Origin of the sequence: Streptomyces sp. NPDC048734, from assembly GCF_043198675.1 — a bacterium.
Lineage (GTDB): Bacteria > Actinomycetota > Actinomycetes > Streptomycetales > Streptomycetaceae > Streptomyces.
Genome location: NZ_JBICUZ010000005.1, coordinates 61678 through 79708 on the forward strand (window position 1 = coordinate 61678; position 18031 = coordinate 79708).

The 18031-nt window shown below is 73.0% G+C and carries 21 protein-coding genes and 1 pseudogene; 11 read left to right on the forward strand and 11 right to left on the reverse strand.

Going from position 1 to position 18031, the window contains the following annotated elements; translation table 11 throughout:
- The first annotated feature begins 165 nt into the window (after positions 1-165).
- The 6 genes from ACGFQC_RS15190 to ACGFQC_RS15215 all read left to right on the forward strand — a co-directional run bounded on the left by ACGFQC_RS15190 (position 166) and on the right by ACGFQC_RS15215 (position 5022).
- Positions 166-813: a TetR family transcriptional regulator gene (locus tag ACGFQC_RS15190; RefSeq protein WP_363086859.1), complete on the forward strand. Its 648-nt coding sequence runs from the start codon at positions 166-168 to the stop codon at positions 811-813.
- A 41-nt stretch (positions 814-854) separates the two neighbouring features.
- Positions 855-2897 carry an AAA family ATPase gene (locus ACGFQC_RS15195; RefSeq protein ID WP_363086858.1) on the forward strand — a complete coding sequence of 681 codons (2043 nt, stop codon included), beginning with the start codon at positions 855-857 and terminating at the stop codon, positions 2895-2897.
- A 21-nt stretch (positions 2898-2918) separates the two neighbouring features.
- Positions 2919-3074 carry a hypothetical protein gene (locus tag ACGFQC_RS15200; protein ID WP_363086857.1) on the forward strand — a complete coding sequence of 52 codons (156 nt, stop codon included), beginning with the start codon at positions 2919-2921 and terminating at the stop codon, positions 3072-3074.
- Between the two features lie 222 nt (positions 3075-3296).
- Entirely contained in the window at positions 3297-3749 is a 453-nt protein-coding gene (locus tag ACGFQC_RS15205; RefSeq protein WP_363086856.1) for a helix-turn-helix transcriptional regulator, read from the forward strand.
- Between the two features lie 89 nt (positions 3750-3838).
- Positions 3839-4528 carry a hypothetical protein gene (locus ACGFQC_RS15210; RefSeq protein ID WP_363086855.1) on the forward strand — a complete coding sequence of 230 codons (690 nt, stop codon included), beginning with the start codon at positions 3839-3841 and terminating at the stop codon, positions 4526-4528.
- 155 nt (positions 4529-4683) lie between these two features.
- Positions 4684-5022 (forward strand): DUF2516 family protein, encoded by a 339-nt coding sequence (locus tag ACGFQC_RS15215; protein ID WP_363086854.1) that lies wholly within the window; start codon positions 4684-4686, stop codon positions 5020-5022.
- Positions 5023-5107: 85 nt separating this feature from the next.
- Here the strand turns inward: ACGFQC_RS15215 and ACGFQC_RS15220 are convergent, their stop codons facing one another.
- From ACGFQC_RS15220 to ACGFQC_RS15230, 3 genes are all read right to left on the reverse strand, one after another.
- Positions 5108-6472: a fused response regulator/phosphatase gene (locus tag ACGFQC_RS15220; RefSeq protein ID WP_363086853.1), complete on the reverse strand. Its 1365-nt coding sequence runs from the start codon at positions 6470-6472 to the stop codon at positions 5108-5110.
- Positions 6473-6874: 402 nt separating this feature from the next.
- Positions 6875-7963, reverse strand: coding sequence for an NlpC/P60 family protein (locus tag ACGFQC_RS15225; RefSeq protein WP_363086852.1), 1089 nt, complete (start codon positions 7961-7963; stop codon positions 6875-6877).
- A gap of 350 nt (positions 7964-8313) precedes the next feature.
- The gene (locus ACGFQC_RS15230) at positions 8314-9105 is read right to left on the reverse strand and encodes a class I SAM-dependent methyltransferase (protein ID WP_363086851.1); all 792 of its coding nucleotides are present in this window, start codon (positions 9103-9105) and stop codon (positions 8314-8316) included.
- 288 nt (positions 9106-9393) lie between these two features.
- Here ACGFQC_RS15230 and mshA point away from each other — a divergent pair, with 288 nt between their 5' ends.
- Together mshA and ACGFQC_RS15240 are read left to right on the forward strand one after the other, a co-directional pair.
- Positions 9394-10731: a D-inositol-3-phosphate glycosyltransferase gene (gene mshA, locus ACGFQC_RS15235; RefSeq protein ID WP_363086850.1), complete on the forward strand. Its 1338-nt coding sequence runs from the start codon at positions 9394-9396 to the stop codon at positions 10729-10731.
- A complete protein-coding gene (locus ACGFQC_RS15240; RefSeq protein ID WP_393288243.1) occupies positions 10724-11257 on the forward strand; it encodes a YbjN domain-containing protein in 534 nt (177 codons plus the stop codon). The genes mshA and ACGFQC_RS15240 overlap by 8 nt, the downstream gene beginning before the upstream one ends.
- A gap of 18 nt (positions 11258-11275) precedes the next feature.
- Here the strand turns inward: ACGFQC_RS15240 and ACGFQC_RS15245 are convergent, their stop codons facing one another.
- Positions 11276-11536, reverse strand: coding sequence for a hypothetical protein (locus ACGFQC_RS15245; RefSeq protein ID WP_363086849.1), 261 nt, complete (start codon positions 11534-11536; stop codon positions 11276-11278).
- Positions 11537-11605: 69 nt separating this feature from the next.
- On the opposite strand from ACGFQC_RS15245, the gene ACGFQC_RS15250 reads away from it, so the two are divergent.
- Positions 11606-12205, forward strand: a complete 600-nt coding sequence (locus ACGFQC_RS15250; RefSeq protein ID WP_393288245.1) for a hypothetical protein — start codon at positions 11606-11608, stop codon at positions 12203-12205.
- Here ACGFQC_RS15250 and ACGFQC_RS15255 read toward each other — a convergent pair.
- A complete protein-coding gene (locus ACGFQC_RS15255; RefSeq protein ID WP_363086848.1) occupies positions 12115-12954 on the reverse strand; it encodes an AraC family transcriptional regulator in 840 nt (279 codons plus the stop codon). The genes ACGFQC_RS15250 and ACGFQC_RS15255 overlap by 91 nt on opposite strands.
- Between ACGFQC_RS15255 and ACGFQC_RS15260 the strand changes: the two genes are divergently transcribed.
- Positions 12953-13429, forward strand: coding sequence for a DUF2000 family protein (locus ACGFQC_RS15260; RefSeq protein WP_393288247.1), 477 nt, complete (start codon positions 12953-12955; stop codon positions 13427-13429). The two genes, ACGFQC_RS15255 and ACGFQC_RS15260, sit on opposite strands and share 2 nt — an antisense overlap.
- A 44-nt stretch (positions 13430-13473) precedes the next feature.
- On the opposite strand, the gene ACGFQC_RS15265 is transcribed toward ACGFQC_RS15260, so the two are convergent.
- Positions 13474-14952, reverse strand: coding sequence for an MFS transporter (locus ACGFQC_RS15265; RefSeq protein ID WP_363086846.1), 1479 nt, complete (start codon positions 14950-14952; stop codon positions 13474-13476).
- A 161-nt stretch (positions 14953-15113) separates the two neighbouring features.
- Here ACGFQC_RS15265 and ACGFQC_RS15270 point away from each other — a divergent pair, with 161 nt between their 5' ends.
- Positions 15114-15875 (forward strand): phosphoglyceromutase, encoded by a 762-nt coding sequence (locus tag ACGFQC_RS15270; protein ID WP_363086845.1) that lies wholly within the window; start codon positions 15114-15116, stop codon positions 15873-15875.
- Between the two features lie 100 nt (positions 15876-15975).
- Here the strand turns inward: ACGFQC_RS15270 and ACGFQC_RS15275 are convergent, their stop codons facing one another.
- The 5 genes and pseudogenes from ACGFQC_RS15275 to ACGFQC_RS15295 form a co-directional block, all read right to left on the reverse strand.
- Positions 15976-16251: a ribosomal protein L7/L12 gene (locus ACGFQC_RS15275; protein ID WP_363086844.1), complete on the reverse strand. Its 276-nt coding sequence runs from the start codon at positions 16249-16251 to the stop codon at positions 15976-15978.
- A 26-nt stretch (positions 16252-16277) separates the two neighbouring features.
- Positions 16278-16646, reverse strand: a pseudogene (locus ACGFQC_RS15280) (site-specific integrase); the annotation flags it as partial.
- Between the two features lie 157 nt (positions 16647-16803).
- On the reverse strand, positions 16804-17283 hold the full coding sequence (locus ACGFQC_RS15285; RefSeq protein WP_363086843.1) for a hypothetical protein: 480 nt from the start codon (positions 17281-17283) through the stop codon (positions 16804-16806).
- A 223-nt stretch (positions 17284-17506) separates the two neighbouring features.
- Positions 17507-17827 carry a helix-turn-helix transcriptional regulator gene (locus tag ACGFQC_RS15290; RefSeq protein WP_363086842.1) on the reverse strand — a complete coding sequence of 107 codons (321 nt, stop codon included), beginning with the start codon at positions 17825-17827 and terminating at the stop codon, positions 17507-17509.
- Positions 17827-17961, reverse strand: a complete 135-nt coding sequence (locus ACGFQC_RS15295; RefSeq protein WP_393288249.1) for a DNA-binding protein — start codon at positions 17959-17961, stop codon at positions 17827-17829. The genes ACGFQC_RS15290 and ACGFQC_RS15295 overlap by 1 nt, the downstream gene beginning before the upstream one ends.
- Between the last annotated feature and the right edge of the window lie 70 nt (positions 17962-18031).

Here is an 18031-nt window from a genome sequence, read left to right on the forward strand (position 1 = left end):
GGACCTCCGGTCCGCCGAACGCCCGCACCTGCACCGCTCGCACGACGGCTCCCCGCCGTGGGGCCGGTGCGCGTGCGTGGACAGCCTCCGACCTCGACCCGAGTCGGAGTCAAGGCCCGCCCCGTCCGGTCGTGGGCCCGCCCCGTCCGGTCGTAGGCTCGGCCCATGAGCGAGACGGGGCTGCGCGAGCGCAAGAGGCGGCGGATGTACCAGGCGGTGTCGGACATCGCCGTCCGGCTCTTCGTCGAGCGGGGCTTCGACGCGGTGTCCGTCGCGGAGGTCGCCGCCGCGGCCGAGATCTCCAAGCCGACGCTGTTCCGGTACTTCCCGGCGAAGGAGGACCTCGTCCTGCACCGGTTCGCCGACCACGAGCGGGAGGCGGCCGAGGCGGTCGCCGCGGGGCGGGTGGCGGGGGTCGCTCCGCTGACCGCCCTGCGCCGGAACTTCCTCGCCGGGATCGCCGCGTCCGACCCGATCACCGGCGTCAACGACCACCCCGAGGTGCGTTCCTTCTGCACCCTGCTCTACGGCACCCCGGCCCTGGTCGCACGTCTCCACGCCTACCTGGAGCGGTCGGAGGCCGCGCTGGCGGAGGTCCTCGGCGGCGATCTGGACGCGCGGCTCGCGGCGGGGCAGATCGTCGCCGTCCGGCGGATCCTCGCCCAGGACAACTGGCGGCGGATCGAGGCGGGGGAGACGGTGGCCGACGTGCGGCCGGTGGCGCTGGCGGCGGCGGAGCGGGCGTTCGCCGCCCTGGAGGCGGGGCTTCCGGCGCTGACCCGAGGCCCGGAGGACACCTGGGGAACTCGGTAATAAATTTAACTCGGTAACGTTATTCGGGTAGTCTCGTCCGCATGACGTCACCCGACCCCGCCCCCGAGGACCCGGCCGACCCTCTCCCCGACTCCCTCCTGCGGGAACGCGCCCACCACGACGCCTGCCGCGCCGCGCTCGCCGCGATGCGCGCGGGCGCCGACCTCCACGTCGTCACCGGCGAGGACGTCTCCGCCTCCGGTGCCGACGCCGAGGTCCTCGGACACCGGCTGCGCAGCCGGGCCAAGGCCCTGCGCGAACTGCCCGACGGCCCCCTCTTCTTCGGCCGGCTCGACTTCGCCGAGCGGACCGGCGGAGAACACGCCGGCCTCACCCACCACATCGGCCGGGTCCGCATCGGCGAGCACCCGGCCGTCCCGCCCCTCGTCGTCGACTGGCGCGCGCCCGTCTCCCGCGCCTTCTACCAGGCGAGCGCCCGCGACCCGCAGGGCGTCGCCGTCCGCCGCCGGTTCGGCTGGGCACCGGGCAGCCGGGGCGACTCCGCCGACCTCACCGGCCTGGAGGACGAACACCTCGGCCGCGGTGAGTCCCGGCACAGCGACCTCGTCGCCCGTGAGATCGAACGGCCGCGCGTCGGCCCGATGCGGGACATCGCCGCCACCATCCAGCCCGAGCAGGACGACCTGGTCCGCGGCGAGCCGTCCGCGTCGGTGTGCGTGCAGGGCGCCCCCGGCACCGGCAAGACGGCGGTGGGCCTGCACCGGGCCGCCTACCTCCTCTACACCCACCCGCGGCGGATCCGCCGGGGCGGACTGCTCGTCCTCGGGCCCCACCGCACCTTCCTCACCTACATCGCCGAGGTGCTGCCCTCCCTCGGCGAGACCGGCGTACGGCAGTCCACCCTCTCCGACGAGATCGCCTGCCACCCGGTCACCGGCACGGACCCCGCCCCGGCGGCCGCCGTCAAGCACGACGCCCGCATGGCGCAGGTGCTGCGCCGGGCCCTCTACGGCAGGGTGACCGCCGCCGCGGACGACCTCACCGTGGCGGACGGCTCCTCCCGCCTGCGGGTCACCGGCGCGGAGATCGAGCGGATCGTGACGGACGTGCTCGCGGAGGAGCCGCCGTACGACGTGGGGCGCGAGCGGGTGCGCAGCCGGATCGCGCGGCGCCTGCTGGAACGGGCCGAACGGCACGGCGGGCCGCGCCCGGCCTCCTGGCTGCGCCGCATCGAACGGTCCCGTCCGGTGCGCGCCCGCCTGGACGCCGTGTGGCCCGCCGTGCGGCCCGAGGAGGTCGTCGCCGCCCTCCTCGGCGACCCGGCCGAACTGGCGCGGGCCGCGGACGGCCTGCTGGACCCCGGCGAGCGGGAGGCCCTGCGCTGGCCCCGGCCGCCCCGCTCGTACCGCTCCGCGCGCTGGTCGGCCGCCGACCTCGTCCTCCTCGACGAGGTGGCCGGCCTGCTGGCCCGGCCGCAGGGGTACGGCCATGTCGTCGTCGACGAGGCGCAGGACCTGTCCCCGATGGAGTGCCGGGCCGTCGCCCGCCGGGTGCCGTTCGGCTCCCTGACCGTCCTCGGCGACCTGGCGCAGGGCACCACCCCGTGGGCGGCGCGCTCCTGGCGCGTCCAACTCGCGCATCTCGGCAAGCCCGACGCGAGCGTGGTCACGCTGACCACCGGCTTCCGCGTCCCCGGCGCGGTCCTCGACCTCGCCAACCGCCTCCTGACCCGCCTCGACACCGACGTACCGCCCGCCCGTTCCCTGCGCCGCGACGGCGAACTCCGCGTCCGGCGGGCCGACGGCGACCTCACCGCCGCGGTCGTATCGGCCGTACGCGACGCCCTCACGCACGAGGGCTCCGTCGGCGTCGTCACCGCGGACGCGGACACCGCCCGCATCCGCCACGCCCTCACCACGGCCGGCCTCGACACCGACCCCCGCCTGACCGTCGTCCCGGCGACCCTGGTCAAGGGCCTGGAGTACGACCACGTCGTCGCCGTCGAACCCGCGGCCGTCGCGGCGGCCGAACGACGCGGCCTGAACCGCCTGTACGTCGTCCTGACCCGGGCGGTCTCCCGCCTGGACGTCGTGCACGCGGAAAGGCTTCCCTGGGAGGGGTGAGGCGGGGGAACCTGGCCTTCGATGCCGCTCTTCCTCGACGTGGACGGCCCGCTGATCCCCTTCGGCGGCCCTGACCCGTATCCGCGGTACGGCGGCCGGGCGGTCTCCCGCACGTCGTCCCCACGTCTCGTGGTCGGCCATGCGGCCATCCTGCCCGTGGGCGGTGCCGGGTGGTGAGCCGCGTGCGAGGCGCTGACGGCCGACCCCGCTCCGATCGGCCGAGTCGAACCCAGGTGAGCCTCACGCGGTGACGATGTCCGGCCGGACAGCCGGGGGAGGGGAGGGCCCGGGACGGGAACGGGCGGCCGTTGAGCGGATCGGGTGGTCTCCGGCGTGGCGTGGCGCACTTTTGCAAGCGAGTGCTTGCAATTGTTAGCGGAGGTGGGGCACTGTGGAGGCATGGCATCGCTCAACGTCGGCAATCTCGGTGAGTACCTGCGCGAGCAGCGGCGAAACGCCCAGCTCTCGCTGCGGCAGCTCGCCGACGCCGCCGGGGTGTCCAATCCGTACCTGAGCCAGATCGAGCGCGGGCTGCGCAAGCCGAGCGCGGAGGTGCTGCAGCAGGTCGCCAAGGCGCTGCGGATCTCCGCCGAGACGTTGTACGTCCGGGCCGGCATCCTCGATGCCGAGCGCGACCGGGACGACGTCGAGACGCGGGCCGTCGTCCTCGCCGATCCCACGCTGACCGGGCAGCAGAAGCAGGTGCTGCTGCAGATCTACGAGTCCTTCCGCAAGGAGAACGGGTTCGCGGGCGGCGACGGCGCGGTGGACGCCCAGCACGGTGAGGACGCCGTACCGGGCACCCGCACGGTCGGCGGCACCGGCACCGATCCGCAGCAGACGGCCGGTTGACCGGTCCAGGGGACCGGCCGCCAGACTGCGGACCCGCACCAACCGACATCGACGAACGCGACGAACGCGAATACGGGAGGACCATCACCATGGCCATCAACGACGACCTGCGCAAGACCCTCAGCGACCCCACCCCGTTCTACTTCGCCGCCGGCACCGCCGACCTGGCACTCAAGCAGGCGAAGAAGGTTCCGGGCCTGGTGGAGCAGCTGCGCACCGAGGCGCCCGCCCGCTTCGAGGCGGTCCGCAACACCGACCCCAAGGTCGTCCAGGAGCGGGCCGCGGCCCGCGCCAAGGAGGCCGGCGCCAAGGCGAAGGAGGCGCAGGAGACCTTCCAGGCGAAGGTCACCGAGTTCGTCGCCTCCCTCGACGGCGACCTCAAGAAGCTCGGCACCACGCTCGACGCCGACCTGAAGAAGCTCGGCGAGTCCGCCCAGGACATCGCGCTGCGCGGCGTCGGCGTCGCAGCCGAGTACGCCGTCAAGGCCCGGGAGACCTACGAGAAGGTCGCCGAGCACGGCGAGCAGGCCGTGAAGACCTGGCGCGGCGAGGCCGCCGAGGACATCGAGGAACTGGCCATCGTGGTCGAGGGCAGGAACGAGCCGGTGACCGAGCCGAAGTCCGAGCCGAAGTCCGGGCCGGTCGCGGTCAAGGACGAGCCGAAGCCCGCCGCGGCCGCCATGGCCGACGTGGACGCCGCGGCGAAGAAGGCCCCCGTCAAGAAGGCCCCGGCCGCCCGCAAGACCACCGCGAAGAAGACCACGCCCCCGGCCAAGTGAGACCGGCGGCGGACGCGCGGTGCGGAGACGGCGACGGGCCGGGCACTCGAGGAGTGCCCGGCCCGTTGTCCGGGTAGGGCGAGCGCGGTTGCGGGTACGGTGACCGCGTAAGGACGAGCGATGTCGTGCCGAGCCGGGTGGTGGACGTAGTGCTGATGGAAGGTTTCGAAGGGTTCATGTCTCTGCTGAGCCTGGCCCTGATCGTGTTCAGCGGCTTCGCCCTGTTCGACGCGGTGACCCGCCGCGAGGACGGCTTCCGGGCCGCCGACAAGCAGACCAAGCCGTTCTGGATGATCATCCTCGGGATCGCCTTCGTGGTGAACCTGATCTTTCCCATCCTGTCGTTCCTGCCGATCATCGGCCTGATCGCGACCATCGTGTACATGGTCGACGTCCGGCCCGCCCTGCGCTCCCTGCCGGGCGGCGGCCGCAGCCGCCGGGGCGGCGGCTCCAGCAGCGACGGACCGTACGGGCCGTACAACGGCGGACGCTAGGCGGCCCCGTCGTCACCTGCCGTGAAGGCCGGCCGTACCCGCCGTGAAGGCCTGCCGTGAGCGCCTGCCGCAGGTGCCGGCCGCGCTACGGCAGCCGGTCCAGCAGGACCACCGCCACGTCGTCCGTCAGCTCGCCGCCGTTCAGGTCGCGGACCTCGTTGACCGCGGACCGCAGCAGGTCCTCGCCGCGCAGGCCCGCCGCGAGCTGGCGGCGGATCATCTCCACCATGCCGTCCTGGCCCAGCCGCTCCCGGCCGTCGCCGACGCGCCCCTCTATCAGCCCGTCCGTGTAGAGCATCAGGCTCCACTCCGCGCCCAGCTCGACCTGCATGCGCGGCCAGCGGGCGCCCGGCAGCAGCCCGAGCGCCGGGCCGTTGTTGTCGTACGGCAGCAGCCGGGCCGGCTGGTCGGGGCGGGCGATCAGCGGCGCCGGGTGCCCGGCCAGGCACAGGCCGGCGCGTCGGCCGTCGGGCGCGATGTCCACCGTGCACAGCGTCGCGAAGATCTCGTCGTCGTCGCGCTCGTGCTCCAGCACCTGCTGCAGCGTGTTCAGCAGCTCGTCGCCGCACAGTCCGGCCAGGGTCAGCGCCCGCCAGGCGATCCGCAGTTCCACGCCGAGCGCCGCCTCGTCCGGGCCGTGCCCGCAGACGTCACCGATCATCGCGTGGACGGTGCCGTCCGGGGTGCGGACGGTGTCGTAGAAGTCGCCGCCCAGCAGCGCGCGTGAGCGGCCGGGGCGGTAGCGGGCGGCGAAGCGCAGCGGGGAGCCCTCCAGCAGGGGCGTGGGCAGCAGACCGCGCTCCAGGCGGGCGTTCTCCTGCGCGCGCAGCTTGCCCTCGGCGAGCCGCCGCTCGGCGGAGTCCGACCGCTTGCGCTCCACGGCGTAGCGGATGGCACGGCTCAGCAGCCGCCCGTCCAGCTCGTCGCGGAACAGGTAGTCCTGGGCGCCGACGCGCACCGCCTCCGCGCCGCGCTCGGCGTCACCGGACGCGGTGAGCGCGAGGACGGCGTGCCGGGGCGCCAGCTCCAGGACGTGCCGGAGCACGGCCAGCTCGTCGTCGGCGGCGCGGCCGGGTGCCGGCAGGGCGAGGTCCAGCAGGATGCAGTGGACGTCGTCGGTGAGCAGCCGTCCGGCCTCGGTGAGGTTGCGGGCGGTGCGCACCCGGATCGGCTTGCCGGCCGAGTCGAGCAGGTCGGGCACGATCGGGGCCGCCGTGGGGTCGTCCTCGATGAGCAGCAGTGTGAGGTTGGTGTGGCCGGGGCTCGCTCCGTGCGGGACGCCGTCGCCGGGTGCGGCGCTGTGCTCGACCTTCGCTTCCTCGCGATCGTCGGTCCGGTCGTCCGTGCGCGGGTCCACCTCCGGGGTGGGGCTCCCGCCTGCGGGCGCGGCCTGAGCCTGACCACACTCCGCGGCCGGGATCGCTCTCTGCCGCGGTACGGGTACGGGCATCGTTTCGGGTTCCTTCCCTCCCCCCGAGGGCATGGTGGGGACGAGGGACCTCGACCCACCGACGGGGACCATAGCGGCAGAAGGCGCCGCAGCGGAATGGTGTACGGCACGTCGCTTGATCTCCGGCCACTGTCATATGCCGCGATCCGTACCGCAGTTGGGCAGGCCGGTACGGGGGCGGGAATGACGAAGGTCACTTCCGTAAGGGGTTTGGCGCCGGGGGGACGTGCCCTGGGTCACGTGGTCACGGTCACGCGGGCGGGGGGCGGGGGTTCGGGTGACCGCCCGGTGTCGCGTCCGGGCCCCGTCCGGTGCCTCGTTCGGGTCCGGCCCGGTGCCTTTCCGGACGCCTCGTCCGGTGCTCCGCCCGATGCCCCCGCGCGTCACCCTCCGGCCGGTGCTCTACGCGTCGGGCCGCACCACTCCGAGGATCGGCATCGAACCCGCTCCCGCGAGGGTGACCGTCCGGCCGGGGCGCGGGGCGTGGACGATCGTGCCGTCGCCGACGTACATGCCGACGTGGCTGGCGTCGTCGAAGTAGATGACGAGGTCGCCGGGGCGCATGTCCTTCACGGCGACCCGCTTCAGCTGCCGCCACTGCTCCTGCGAGGTGCGCGGAACGGCGACGCCGGCGCCGGCCCAGGCCCGGGAGGTCAGGCCGGAGCAGTCGAAGGAGTCCGGACCCTCCGCGCCCCACACGTACGGTTTGCCGATCTGCGCGGTGGCGTACCGGACGGCCTTCGTGCCCTGCGCGGTGCCCTTGCCGGTGGTGACGCCGTCGAGTACCCCGGTGTCCAGCCAGGCGGTCTGCGCCCTCTGCGCGGCCTGTTCCTGGAGGCGGGCGAGGCGCTCCTTCTCCTCCGCCTCCAGCTCCGACTCGAGCTTCTCGGCCGCCGCGATCTGCTTCTCGATCTTCTTCTGGGCGGCGGCCCTGGCCTTGCGGTTGGCCTCCAGCTTCTGCCACTGGGCGGAGGCGTCCTTGGCGTACTGCTCCAGATCCTCCTGGGTGCGCGTCAGTTCGCCGAGCAGGCCCTCGGTGGCGCGCTGACCCTGGATCACCCGGCCGGCACCGTCGAGGAACTCGCCCGGATCGTCGCTGAGCAGCAGCTGTGCCTCGTCGGGCAGACCGCCGCCGCGGTACTGGGAGCGGGCCGCGGCACCGGCGCGGTTCTTCAGGTCGGCCAGCTTCTCGCGGCCCTTGACGATCTTCTTCGCCAGTTCGACCATCTCCGCGGACTGCTTCTTCGCCTGCTCCTCGGCCGCGTTGTAGGCGTCGGTGGCGACGGCGGCGTCGTGGTAGAGGGTGTCGAGCTTCTCGCGGACCGCCTCGAGATCCTCGTTGGTCGCGGGCGGCGGGGTCAGGTCGGGGGCGGTCGTCGGTGCCGGGGTGGGGCTCGGACTCGCGAACGCCGTGCCCGGCACCGCCAGGACGGTGACCGCGCACACCACGGTCACGGCCGTCGCGAGCAGCCCGCGCTTGCCCGTACCCATAACGTCCCCCAAAGCTGATTTACCGTCAGTAACTTACGGTCGCCCGGGGGATCGTGCCACGCCACGACGGAAAACGACAGAGGCGGTACTTCCCTCCGGTCTCACTCCGGCATGACGATCTCCCCGCTTTTGTGACGAACGCCTCACGGGGATCGTTCCCGGGGCGGGTTGGGGGTGGGCCGGAGGCTGGGCGGTCGGGGTCGTCGGAGGCTGACGAGGCGTCATCGGGGAGGGGGCTCCGTCCGGCGCCGTGCGGGATCCGTCCCGGATGCGAGGACGGGCCGCGCGGGGGACCCCGTCGCGATCCCCGCTGTGACCCCCGCCGTGATCCCGGTCGCGACTCCTGTGCGTCAACCGCGCGGCGCCAACGCCTCCCACGCCACGGTCACCTCTCCCTGCCGCCACCGCACCGGCCCGTCCGTCACCGGCCAGTCGGCGGTCAGGGCCCGCGCCGTGCGGATCCACCGCTGGCGGGCGCCGTAGGAGGCGTAGGGAGCGGCCGCGGCCCAGGCGCGGTCGAAGTCGCGCAGGAAGGCGTGCACGGGTTCGCCGGGCACGTTGCGGTGGATCAGCGCCTTCGGGAGCCGTTCGGCGAGGTCCGAGGGCCGCTCCAGGGATCCCAGCCGGGTCGCGAAGGTGACCGTGCGCGGTCCCTCCGGCCCGAGCGCGACCCACACGTGCCGCCGCCCGATCTCGTCGCACGTCCCCTCGACGAGCAGCCCGCCCCGGCACCCGCTCACGGGGTCGGCGGGGGCGAGCCGGGAGCGCAGCCGCTCCCAGACCGCGGCGACCTCGTCCTCGTCGTACTGGCGCAGCACGTTCGCGGCGCGGATGAGGTGCGGAGGCCGTGCCACCGGGACCTCGAAGCCGCCGTGCCGGAAGACGAGGCCCTCGCGCTCGTACGGCTTGGCCGCGGTCACCCGGGCCGGTTCGATCTCGACGCCCACCACGCGCGTGTGCGGTGCCACGGAACGCAGCCGGGACAGCAGCTCGACGGCCGTCCAGGGCGCGGCGCCGTAGCCCAGGTCGACGGCCACGGGATCGTCGGCGCGGCGCAGCCCCGGGCCGTGGACCGCGGCGATCCAGCGGTCCATGCGGCGCAGCCGGTTGGGGTTGGTGGTCCCGCGCGTGACCGTGCCCACGATGGGGGTCCCCCCGCCCGAGCGAAGCCGAGAGTGGGGGAGGGGCGGCGTGCGGGGAGGCATGCCTACGAGGGTATGCGGTACCCGGCGGCGGAAGCCCCGCCGGCCGCCCGCACCCCGGACGCCTCCCGCTCTCGAACGGTTGAGCGACAAACGGTAACGGCCAGGCAAAAACCACCCGGCAGCACATCCGTACGGAATGGGACTGCCTCGCTCCGGCGTTGCAACCCCTTGGAGGGCGCCCCGCACCCTCCGTCCGGCATGCCCGCAGCAAGGAGGAAACGCCACGTGAGCCAGTACGTCAGCAGGCTCGGGCGTCGCTCTTCGGCGGCACCCTCACGACTGCGGCTGCACCGTCGCCCCCGGCGTGTCGCCATGCTCTCGGTGCACACCTCGCCCCTCCACCAGCCCGGCACCGGCGACGCCGGCGGCATGAACGTATACATCGTGGAGCTGGCGCAGCGCCTCGCCGCGATCAACATCGAGGTCGAGATCTTCACCCGCGCCACCACCGGCGGCCTCCCGCCCACCGTCGAGCTGGCACCCGGAGTCCTCGTCCGGCACATCGACGCCGGCCCCTACGAGGGCCTCGCCAAGGAGGAGCTGCCCGCGCAGCTGTGCGCCTTCACGCACGGCGTGATGCAGGCCTGGGCCGGACACCGCCCCGGCCACTACGACCTCGTCCACTCGCACTACTGGCTCTCCGGCCACGTCGGCTGGCTCGCCGCCCAGCGCTGGGGCACGCCCCTGGTGCACGCCATGCACACCATGGCCAAGGTCAAGAACGCCAGCCTCGCCGCCGGCGACACCCCCGAGCCCGCCGCCCGCGTCATCGGCGAGATGCAGATCGTCGCCGCCGCCGACCGGCTCATCGCCAACACGGCCGAGGAGGCGGGGGAACTCGCCCGGCACTACGGCGCCGACCCCGGCAAGATCGCCGTCGTCCACCCCGGCGTCAACCTCGACCGCTTCCGCCCGGCCGACGGCCGGGCCGCCGCCCGCGCCCGCCTGGGCCTCCCGCCGGACGCCCTGATCCCGCTCTTCGCCGGCCGCATCCAGCCCCTCAAGGCCCCCGACGTGCTGCTGCGCGCCGTCGCCGTCCTCCTCGACCAGCGTCCCGACCTGCGGTCCAAGATGGTCGTACCGGTCGTCGGCGGCCCCAGCGGCAGTGGCCTCGCCAAACCGGAGGGCCTGCAGAAGCTGGCCGCGCGGCTCGGCATCTCCGACGTCGTACGGTTCCGGCCGCCCGTCGGACAGGACCAGCTCGCCGACTGGTTCCGGGCCGCGTCCGTGCTCGTCGTGCCGTCCTACAGCGAGTCGTTCGGGCTGGTCGCCATAGAGGCGCAGGCCACCGGCACACCGGTGCTCGCGGCCTCGGTCGGCGGGCTGCCGGTGGCCGTCCGCGACGGCGAGACCGGTTTCCTGGTGCGGGGCCACGAACCGGCCCGCTACGCGCGCGTGCTCGCCGAACTCGCCGACCACCCCGAGCTGCCCGCCCGCATGGGCGCGGCAGCCGCCCGGCACGCCCAGTCCTTCGGCTGGGACACCGCTGCCGCCGCGACCGCCGACGTCTACACGGCCGCCGTACAGTCCCACCGCCGTCACGTACGCTCCCAGCATGGGTGACGCCAGCATGAGTGATGCCAGCAGGAGCGATGCCGAGAAGACGGCCGCGCGGGTCATCGAGGACGTCCTGAAGGACGCCGAGCTGGAGTGGGAGAGCCCCGGTCCCGGCAGCTACGTCGTCCAGCTCCCCGGCACCCGCAAACTGAGGACGACCGTCTCCCTCATCGTCGGCCGCCACTCCCTGTCGCTGAACGCCTTCGTCATCCGCCACCCCGACGAGAACGAGGCGGGCGTCCACCGCTGGCTCCTGGAGCGCAACCTCAAGCTGTACGGCGTGGGTTACGCCGTCGACCCCCTCGGCGACGTCTACGTCACCGCCCGCCTGCCCCTCGCCACGGTCACCCCCGAGGAGACCGACCGGCTCCTCGGCCAGGTCCTGGAGGCCGCCGACGGCGCCTTCAACACCCTGCTGGAGCTGGGTTTCGCCTCCGCGATCCGCAAGGAGTACGCCTGGCGCGTCTCCCGCGGCGAGTCCACCCGCAACCTGGACGCGTTCCGCAACCTGACGCAACGGCCCTCCGAGTAGCACCCTTCTGACCCGTTGTCAGCCTGCCGCGACCTGACACCCCCCGGAGAAGAACGAGGTCGCGCATGCGCGCAGGCAGGTCCACCACCGTGCCGCGGTCGCGGGAGCGCTCGCCCTGACGGCGTTGGCCGCACCGGCCGCGGAGGCGGCGGACACCGGCATCACGGTGTCCGCCGTGGTCGTCAACGGCGGCGAGCCCATCGTCGTCGGCACCACCCAGGTGGTACGCCCCGGCGTCAGCTTCCGGGTGACCTGGCCCGCGGGCCACTCGCTCGCCACGATCGACGCGAATCCCTTCCTGTACCGCCCACCACCGCCGCCAAGGGCTTCACCAGCGGCGGCATCTGGATGGGCGTCATCGCCTGCGACGAGGACGGCGCGCGCGCCGCGAACTGCACGGGCGACTTCTCCATCGACCCGCCGTACCGCCTGGACTCCAACGGCGACGCCACCACCTGGAAGGTCGCCTTCAACGCGATGGTGTGGACGGCGGACGACCACCTCGAGAGCCGGGAACACCTGACGGGCCTCGGCGGCACGCAGGTCAAGCGCGCCGCGAAGGCCACCGCCAACGCCTCCCCCGAACCGGTCGTCAAGGGCAAGGCACCCACCGTCACCGGCCGCCTCACGCGCGGACCGGGTCAAGCACGCCTACGTCGGCTACGGCGGCAAGGCGGCGAAGCTCCGGTGCCGCGGGGCGGGCACCAGCACCTCCTCGACCGTCAAGATCGTCAACGCCGACTCGGCGGGCCACCTGCGCACCACGGTCGCCGCGAACGCCGACGGCTACTGGCGCCGGACCTTCGGCGAGGCGGCCACGACCGCCGGCGCCTCGGCGGCCGGCGACCACGTCGACGTCAGGTAGCCGCCGCTGAGGCCGGGGGGGCCGAGGAGCCGTACCGCCCCGGTGGCACCCCCACCAACCTGCGGAAGTGCCGGGTGAGATGAGCCTGGTCGTAGAAGCCCGCGGCCACCGCGACCTCGCCCGGCGGCAGTCCGTCGAGCAGCAGCCGGCGGGCCCGGTCCACCCGGCGGGCGGTCAGGTACTGGTGCGGCGCGATGCCGTACGCCCCGCTGAACGCCCGTACCAGATGAGCCGGATGCGCCTGGAGCAGCCCGGCCGCCGTGTCCAGCGTCAGCCCCTCCCGCACGCGCGCGTCGAGCAGTTCCCGCAGCCGGCGCGCCAGCACGGGGCCGCGGAACGGCGGCCGTACGGCCCGGCCGGGCCGCAGCAGGCCGCGCAGCCGCTCGCCGACGAACGTCAGCCGGCTGTCGGCCTCCAGCTCGTCGCCGGGCCGGGACAGCGCGCCGTGCAACCGGCCCACCCGCCGCCGCAGCACCGGATCCCGCAGATCGGGCCCGTCCACGGCCGGCCCGATCAGCTCCTCGCCGAGCACGCTCGCGTCCAGGTACAGCACCCGCTTGCGGAAGCCGTCCGGGGTGGCGGCGGCACCGTTGTGCGGCACGTGCGGCGGCAGCAGCGACACGGTGTCGTGCGGGGTGCCGTGCTCGTGCCGGTCGAGGTCGTACCGTACGGCCCCGTCGTCGACGATGAGCAGCGTCCACGCCTCGTGCACGTGCATCGGATAGGCGTAGCCGGTGAAGTGGGCGTGGAGGACCTCCACGACACCCGGGACCTGCGGGCGCCAGGCGCGGACGTCGGCGGTCGGCCGCCGGGCCGGGCGGGAAACGGCCATGCAAAGAACGTACAAGACGCCTCCGCGCGGCGGACGGCAGTCTCACGGCATGAGCACCGAACCGTTCCGCTTCGACACGAAGATCGCCGTCCTGCTGCGCGAGGACCTGGAGACCTGGCAGCGCCTGAACGTCACCGCCTTCCTGGTCAGCGGCCTGGGCACGGAGGTGCCCGAGGTCGTCGGGGAGCCGTACGAGGACGCGGACGGTGTCCCCTACCTGCCCATGTTCCGCCAGCCCGTGCTGGTCTTCCAGGGCGCCAAGGAGACCTTGACGGCGGCCCACGCGCGCGTGCTCTCCCGGTCCCTCCCGCGCGCGGTGTTCACCGGCGACCTCTTCACCACCGGCAACGACCGCGACAACCGCGCGGCGGTACGGGCCGTGCCGACGGACGCGCTGGATCTGGTGGGCCTGGCGGTGTACGGGCCGCGGAACGCGGTGGACAAGGTGCTGAAGGGAGCACGGATGCATCCGTGAGGGGAGGCGGCCGGGGCGGGCCGGGGCCGGGAGAGGGGCGCCGCTCAGGCGGTGGTGGTGGCTTCCGCCGGGGGCGCGGCGGGGCACTCGGTTGCGGCCCCGGTCCCGCTTCCGGTCCCCGTCCCGCTTCCGGTCCCGGCCCCGGGCTTGGTCCCGGCCCTGGCGGCGCGTCCGGCCGCGGGCCGGGCGGTGCGCTCGGTCAGGGCCTCGGGCCCGGCCGTGCGGCCGGCCAGCGGCCCGGACTCGGCCGTGCGCCCGGTCGCGGGCCCCTTCGCGAGCCCTTCCCCGAGCCCCTCCGCGGGCAGGCGCCGCATCAGCACCGCGTACCCGACACCCGCCACCGTCCCGACGACCGCGCACAGCCCCCACAGCCACTCCGCGCCGTACCGGTCGATGACCACACCGGACATCAGCGGGGCGACGAGCGCGGCCGCCGCCCACGACATGGTGTACATGCCCTGGTAGCGGCCGCGTCCGTGGACGGGGGAGAGGCGGACCACGAGCCCGGTCTGGGTCGGCGCGTTGACGATCTCGGCAAGCGTCCACACGCAGACGGTGAGCGCGAACACGCCGACCGATCCCGCGAAGGCGGTGAGGCCGAAGCCGTACCCCGCGAGCACGGACGAGACCACCAGCAGCCGGCCCGGATCGCGGTGCTGGATGAAGCGGGTGACGGGGATCTGGAGGACGACGATCAGGACCCCGTTGACGGCGATCGCCATGCCGTAGTCGGCCGGGGTGAAGCCGGCCGCGCCCATGGCCACCGGCAGGCCGATCGCGCCCTGCTGGAAGATGAACGCGACCAGGAACGACAGCCCGACCACCCCCATGAACCGCCGGTCGCGCAGCACGGTCCCCAGCCCGACGGCCTCCTCCGGCGCACCCTTGCCGCCCTCGCGGCCCGCGCCCCGCTGTTCCGGCCGTGACTCGGGCAGCTTGAGGAAGACGACGATCGCGCAGGCCAGGGTCATGCCGGCCTCGATCAGGAAACCGGCCAGATAACTGAACTCGGCGATGAACCCGGCGCCCATGGACGAGATCGCGAAGCCGAGGTTGATGGCCCAGTAGTTCAAGGAGAACGCCCGGACCCGGTCCTCGGGCCGCACGATGTCGGCCATCATCGCCTGCACGGCGGGCCGGGAGGCGTTGGAGGCCATGCCGACGAGGAAGGCGACGCCGGCGATGGCGAGCGGGTGGTGCACGAAGCCGAGAGCCGCCACGGACAGCGCGGTGGCGGTCTGCGCGACGAGGAGCGTGGGCCGCCGCCCCAGCCGGTCGGCCATGACACCGCCGCCGAGGGACGAGACGACCCCGCCCAGCCCGTGCAGCGCGGCGACGAGACCGGCGTACGAGGCGGAGTAGCCGCGGTCGAGGGTGAGATACAGCGCCATGAAGGTGGCGACGAAGGCGCCGAGCCGGTTCACGAGGGTGCTGGTCCACAGCCACCAGAACTCGCGGGGCAACCCGGAGACCGTCTCCCGGGCGGCATGTCGGAAGGATCTGACGGAGACGACGGACGACATGACGGATCCCCCGGGTGTAAGTGGCGCAGGCGGTGCCTAGAACTTACGAGGGGGTCGGCTCCGGCGACCACTCGATTAACAGATCCCGTCAACCGTCCGTCGGCTGTCCGCTCCTCGGGCGGGGGCACCGGCCCCCAAAACCTTGGATTACGCTCATAGCCATGGCCGACGCACCGTACAAGCTGATCCTCCTCCGCCACGGCGAGAGCGAGTGGAACGCGAAGAACCTGTTCACCGGCTGGGTGGACGTCAACCTCAACGAGAAGGGCGAGAAGGAGGCGGTCCGCGGCGGTGAGCTGCTCAAGGACGCCGGCCTGCTCCCCGACGTGGTCCACACGTCCCTCCAGAAGCGCGCGATCCGCACCGCGCAGCTGGCCCTCGAGGCCGCCGACCGCCACTGGATCCCGGTCCACCGCTCCTGGCGCCTGAACGAGCGTCACTACGGTGCCCTCCAGGGCAAGGACAAGGCCCAGACGCTCGCCGAGTTCGGCGAGGAGCAGTTCATGCTCTGGCGCCGCTCCTACGACACCCCGCCCCCGCCGCTGGACCGCGACGCCGAGTACTCCCAGTTCGACGACGCCCGCTACGCGACCCTGCCGCCGGAGCTGCGCCCCCGGACGGAGTGCCTGAAGGACGTCGTCGTCCGCATGCTCCCGTACTGGTTCGACGCCATCGTCCCCGACCTCCTCACCGGCCGCACGGTCCTGGTCGCCGCCCACGGCAACAGCCTGCGCGCCCTGGTCAAGCACCTGGACGGCATCTCCGACGCCGACATCGCGGGCCTGAACATCCCCACGGGCATCCCCCTGTCCTACGAACTGGACGCCGACTTCAAGCCGCTCACCCCGGGCGGCACCTACCTCGACCCCGAGGCGGCCGCAGCGGCCATCGAGGCGGTCAAGAACCAGGGCAAGAAGAAGTAAGCACGCACGAACAGGCCCCCTGCCTGCGGGTTCCCCGCCGGTAGGGGGCCTGTTCGGTGGGCCGGGGCCCTCTTTGGCCCGTCAGCCGGTCGGGCCGTGCTCAGTGCTTCGGGAAGTCCGCCTCCGGTTGTTCTCTCGCCTCTGCCCGGGCTCCCGCATCGCGGAGGGCCGAGACGGCTGCCGCCGCGTCCTCCTCGGGTACGCAGGCGAGAACGACGGCGGGCACCTGCGTCGCCAGAACCTTGCTGCGCCACAGGCTCAGTCCCGTCAGCCGACGCACGACCCGGACGACGTCCATCACGCGGGCACCAGGGTCGGTGAGCACCACGTCATGGGGCACGTCGTCGCACACCAACAAGAAGTACTCGTCTGTCATGGCTCCTCATCGAGGGACGTCCGTCACATGTGACCGCCGCGCGGCCCGGTGAAGATCAGCTGCTTGTTCACCGGAGGCCTGTCGGCCGCCTTCCGGGGCAAGGTGACCTCGTCAGGCGGGAACCGCTTCATGCGGGGCCGGAGGGCATCGGCGACCGGCCCGGGGAGAGGCACGTCCCGCAGCTTGCCGCCCTTCGGCGGAGCGAACACGGCCTTGCCGCGGCTCAGCTTCAGTTGCTGGACCACGTGGAGCGTGTCCGACGCGAGGTCGATCGCGTCGACGGCGACGCCGAGTATCTCGCCCTGGCGCAGCCCGCAGCCGCCGCCCAGGTCGACCATGGCCCGGAACCGCTCGGGCCTGCGGGCCTGGACGGCGAAGACCCGTCTCGGCGTCCAGGCCGTTCGTACAGTGGCACGCTCCACCTGAGTGTCAGGAACCACGCCCACCCCACGGTGCCGGGGGCGACGGCAGACGGGATGGAAGCCTGGGTGCGTCTGTGGCGGGGAGAGAAGAGCAGGTGTGAGCGGCACCGTCTCCGGGGACTGGCGATGATCACTCAATCCCGAGAGGACCGATGCCCAGGTCCTCACGCATGAGACGACGCATGTGAGCCATGGCCGTACGCCGCTGTGCTGTCAAGGGCGCCTCCTCGGCGGATCCGACAGCCACTCCCCGGGCATAGGCGTCGCGTATCGTGCGCCAGCTGTGAAACGCTCCGTTCCCTGACGTCACGACCTGTGGCGGACCCACGAGCCAGAGACGCTCACTTGCCGTGTAGATGCCTGTGCCACGGAAGGCTTCCCGCACGGCCGCATCACGCGCCGAGTCGGACAGGTGATCACCCAAGGCGACGGCGCGCATCTCTTCGCCTGCGGCTTTGAGGGCGCAAACGAACTCGGCGTACACCTCGCGTCGTACCTCCAGCGCGTGCCTGGCCTCCTCCCGCCGCCACCGGTTGCGATCGGCGATCAGAGTGGCTGCGATGCCGATGACGGCACCGGTCAGTGTGGAGAGCAGGGGCATCCAGTCCATGCGCCGCAGCCTGTCTGAACCAGCGAGCCGGCACCAGCCCCTCCCGAGCAACGGGAGAACCTCGGTTACCACGACATGCAGGGGCATTCGACGGATCGAACTCCCAAAGAGGGTGTCGCAGGGTCGAATCCTGCCGGGGGCACAGAAGAAGGGCACCCGCAGAATCTCGTAGGTGCCCTTCGGGATTCGTGGCTTTGTGGCCGACGATCCGCCTGCCGGCGGCTCAAGCGGCGTGCGGGGTGAAGGTGACATGCGGGTCGCCTTCGTCGATGAGGTTCAGCGTGCCCTCCAGGGCCTTGGCCAAGCGCCGCAGCAGCGGGGGAGTCGGCACGGTGTCGCCGCCCTCCATCCGGGAGACCTGGGGCTGAGTCATCCCGGCCAGCTCCGCCAGCTCCGCCTGGGACAGGCCGAGCTCGATCCGACGGTTGTGGACCGCCTGCCCGAGATCGCCCGCCAGCCGCGCGTCGACGTACTCCTGGTCGTACTCCGCCGCCTCACCCGCAAGCTGCCGAGCCCGGCGCGTCCTCCACGTGCTGTGATTCATCAGCTCTCCTTGCGCCGTTCGTACGTGTGCCGGGCGTGACCATGCTCGGCCTCGCAGACCTTCTGGGCCTGGTGCGCACGCTCGACTTCCGCCGCTTCACGCATCCTCGTCTCACGGAAGACCGTCAGCAGCACGATCCGTTGTCCTGGCGCGAGCCGGTACGGAGAGAACAGGGGCGTGAAGGGAGGAGGCGTGATGAGAGGG

Bases quoted from the DNA above. Each gene is read 5' to 3' on its own strand.
- ACGFQC_RS15190 (WP_363086859.1), top strand. From the start codon at position 166: ATGAGCGAGACGGGGCTGCGCGAGCGCAAGAGGCGGCGGATGTACCAG.
- ACGFQC_RS15195 (WP_363086858.1), top strand. From the start codon at position 855: ATGACGTCACCCGACCCCGCCCCCGAGGACCCGGCCGACCCTCTCCCC.
- ACGFQC_RS15200 (WP_363086857.1), top strand. From the start codon at position 2,919: ATGCCGCTCTTCCTCGACGTGGACGGCCCGCTGATCCCCTTCGGCGGC.
- ACGFQC_RS15205 (WP_363086856.1), top strand. From the start codon at position 3,297: ATGGCATCGCTCAACGTCGGCAATCTCGGTGAGTACCTGCGCGAGCAG.
- ACGFQC_RS15210 (WP_363086855.1), top strand. From the start codon at position 3,839: ATGGCCATCAACGACGACCTGCGCAAGACCCTCAGCGACCCCACCCCG.
- ACGFQC_RS15215 (WP_363086854.1), top strand. From the start codon at position 4,684: ATGGAAGGTTTCGAAGGGTTCATGTCTCTGCTGAGCCTGGCCCTGATC.
- ACGFQC_RS15220 (WP_363086853.1), bottom strand. From the start codon at position 6,472: ATGCCCGTACCCGTACCGCGGCAGAGAGCGATCCCGGCCGCGGAGTGT.
- ACGFQC_RS15225 (WP_363086852.1), bottom strand. From the start codon at position 7,963: ATGGGTACGGGCAAGCGCGGGCTGCTCGCGACGGCCGTGACCGTGGTG.
- ACGFQC_RS15240 (WP_393288243.1), top strand. From the start codon at position 10,724: ATGGGTGACGCCAGCATGAGTGATGCCAGCAGGAGCGATGCCGAGAAG.
- ACGFQC_RS15250 (WP_393288245.1), top strand. From the start codon at position 11,606: ATGGGCGTCATCGCCTGCGACGAGGACGGCGCGCGCGCCGCGAACTGC.
- ACGFQC_RS15260 (WP_393288247.1), top strand. From the start codon at position 12,953: ATGCAAAGAACGTACAAGACGCCTCCGCGCGGCGGACGGCAGTCTCAC.
- ACGFQC_RS15255 (WP_363086848.1), bottom strand. From the start codon at position 12,954: ATGGCCGTTTCCCGCCCGGCCCGGCGGCCGACCGCCGACGTCCGCGCC.
- ACGFQC_RS15265 (WP_363086846.1), bottom strand. From the start codon at position 14,952: ATGTCGTCCGTCGTCTCCGTCAGATCCTTCCGACATGCCGCCCGGGAG.
- ACGFQC_RS15270 (WP_363086845.1), top strand. From the start codon at position 15,114: ATGGCCGACGCACCGTACAAGCTGATCCTCCTCCGCCACGGCGAGAGC.
- ACGFQC_RS15275 (WP_363086844.1), bottom strand. From the start codon at position 16,251: ATGACAGACGAGTACTTCTTGTTGGTGTGCGACGACGTGCCCCATGAC.
- ACGFQC_RS15285 (WP_363086843.1), bottom strand. From the start codon at position 17,283: ATGGACTGGATGCCCCTGCTCTCCACACTGACCGGTGCCGTCATCGGC.
- ACGFQC_RS15290 (WP_363086842.1), bottom strand. From the start codon at position 17,827: ATGAATCACAGCACGTGGAGGACGCGCCGGGCTCGGCAGCTTGCGGGT.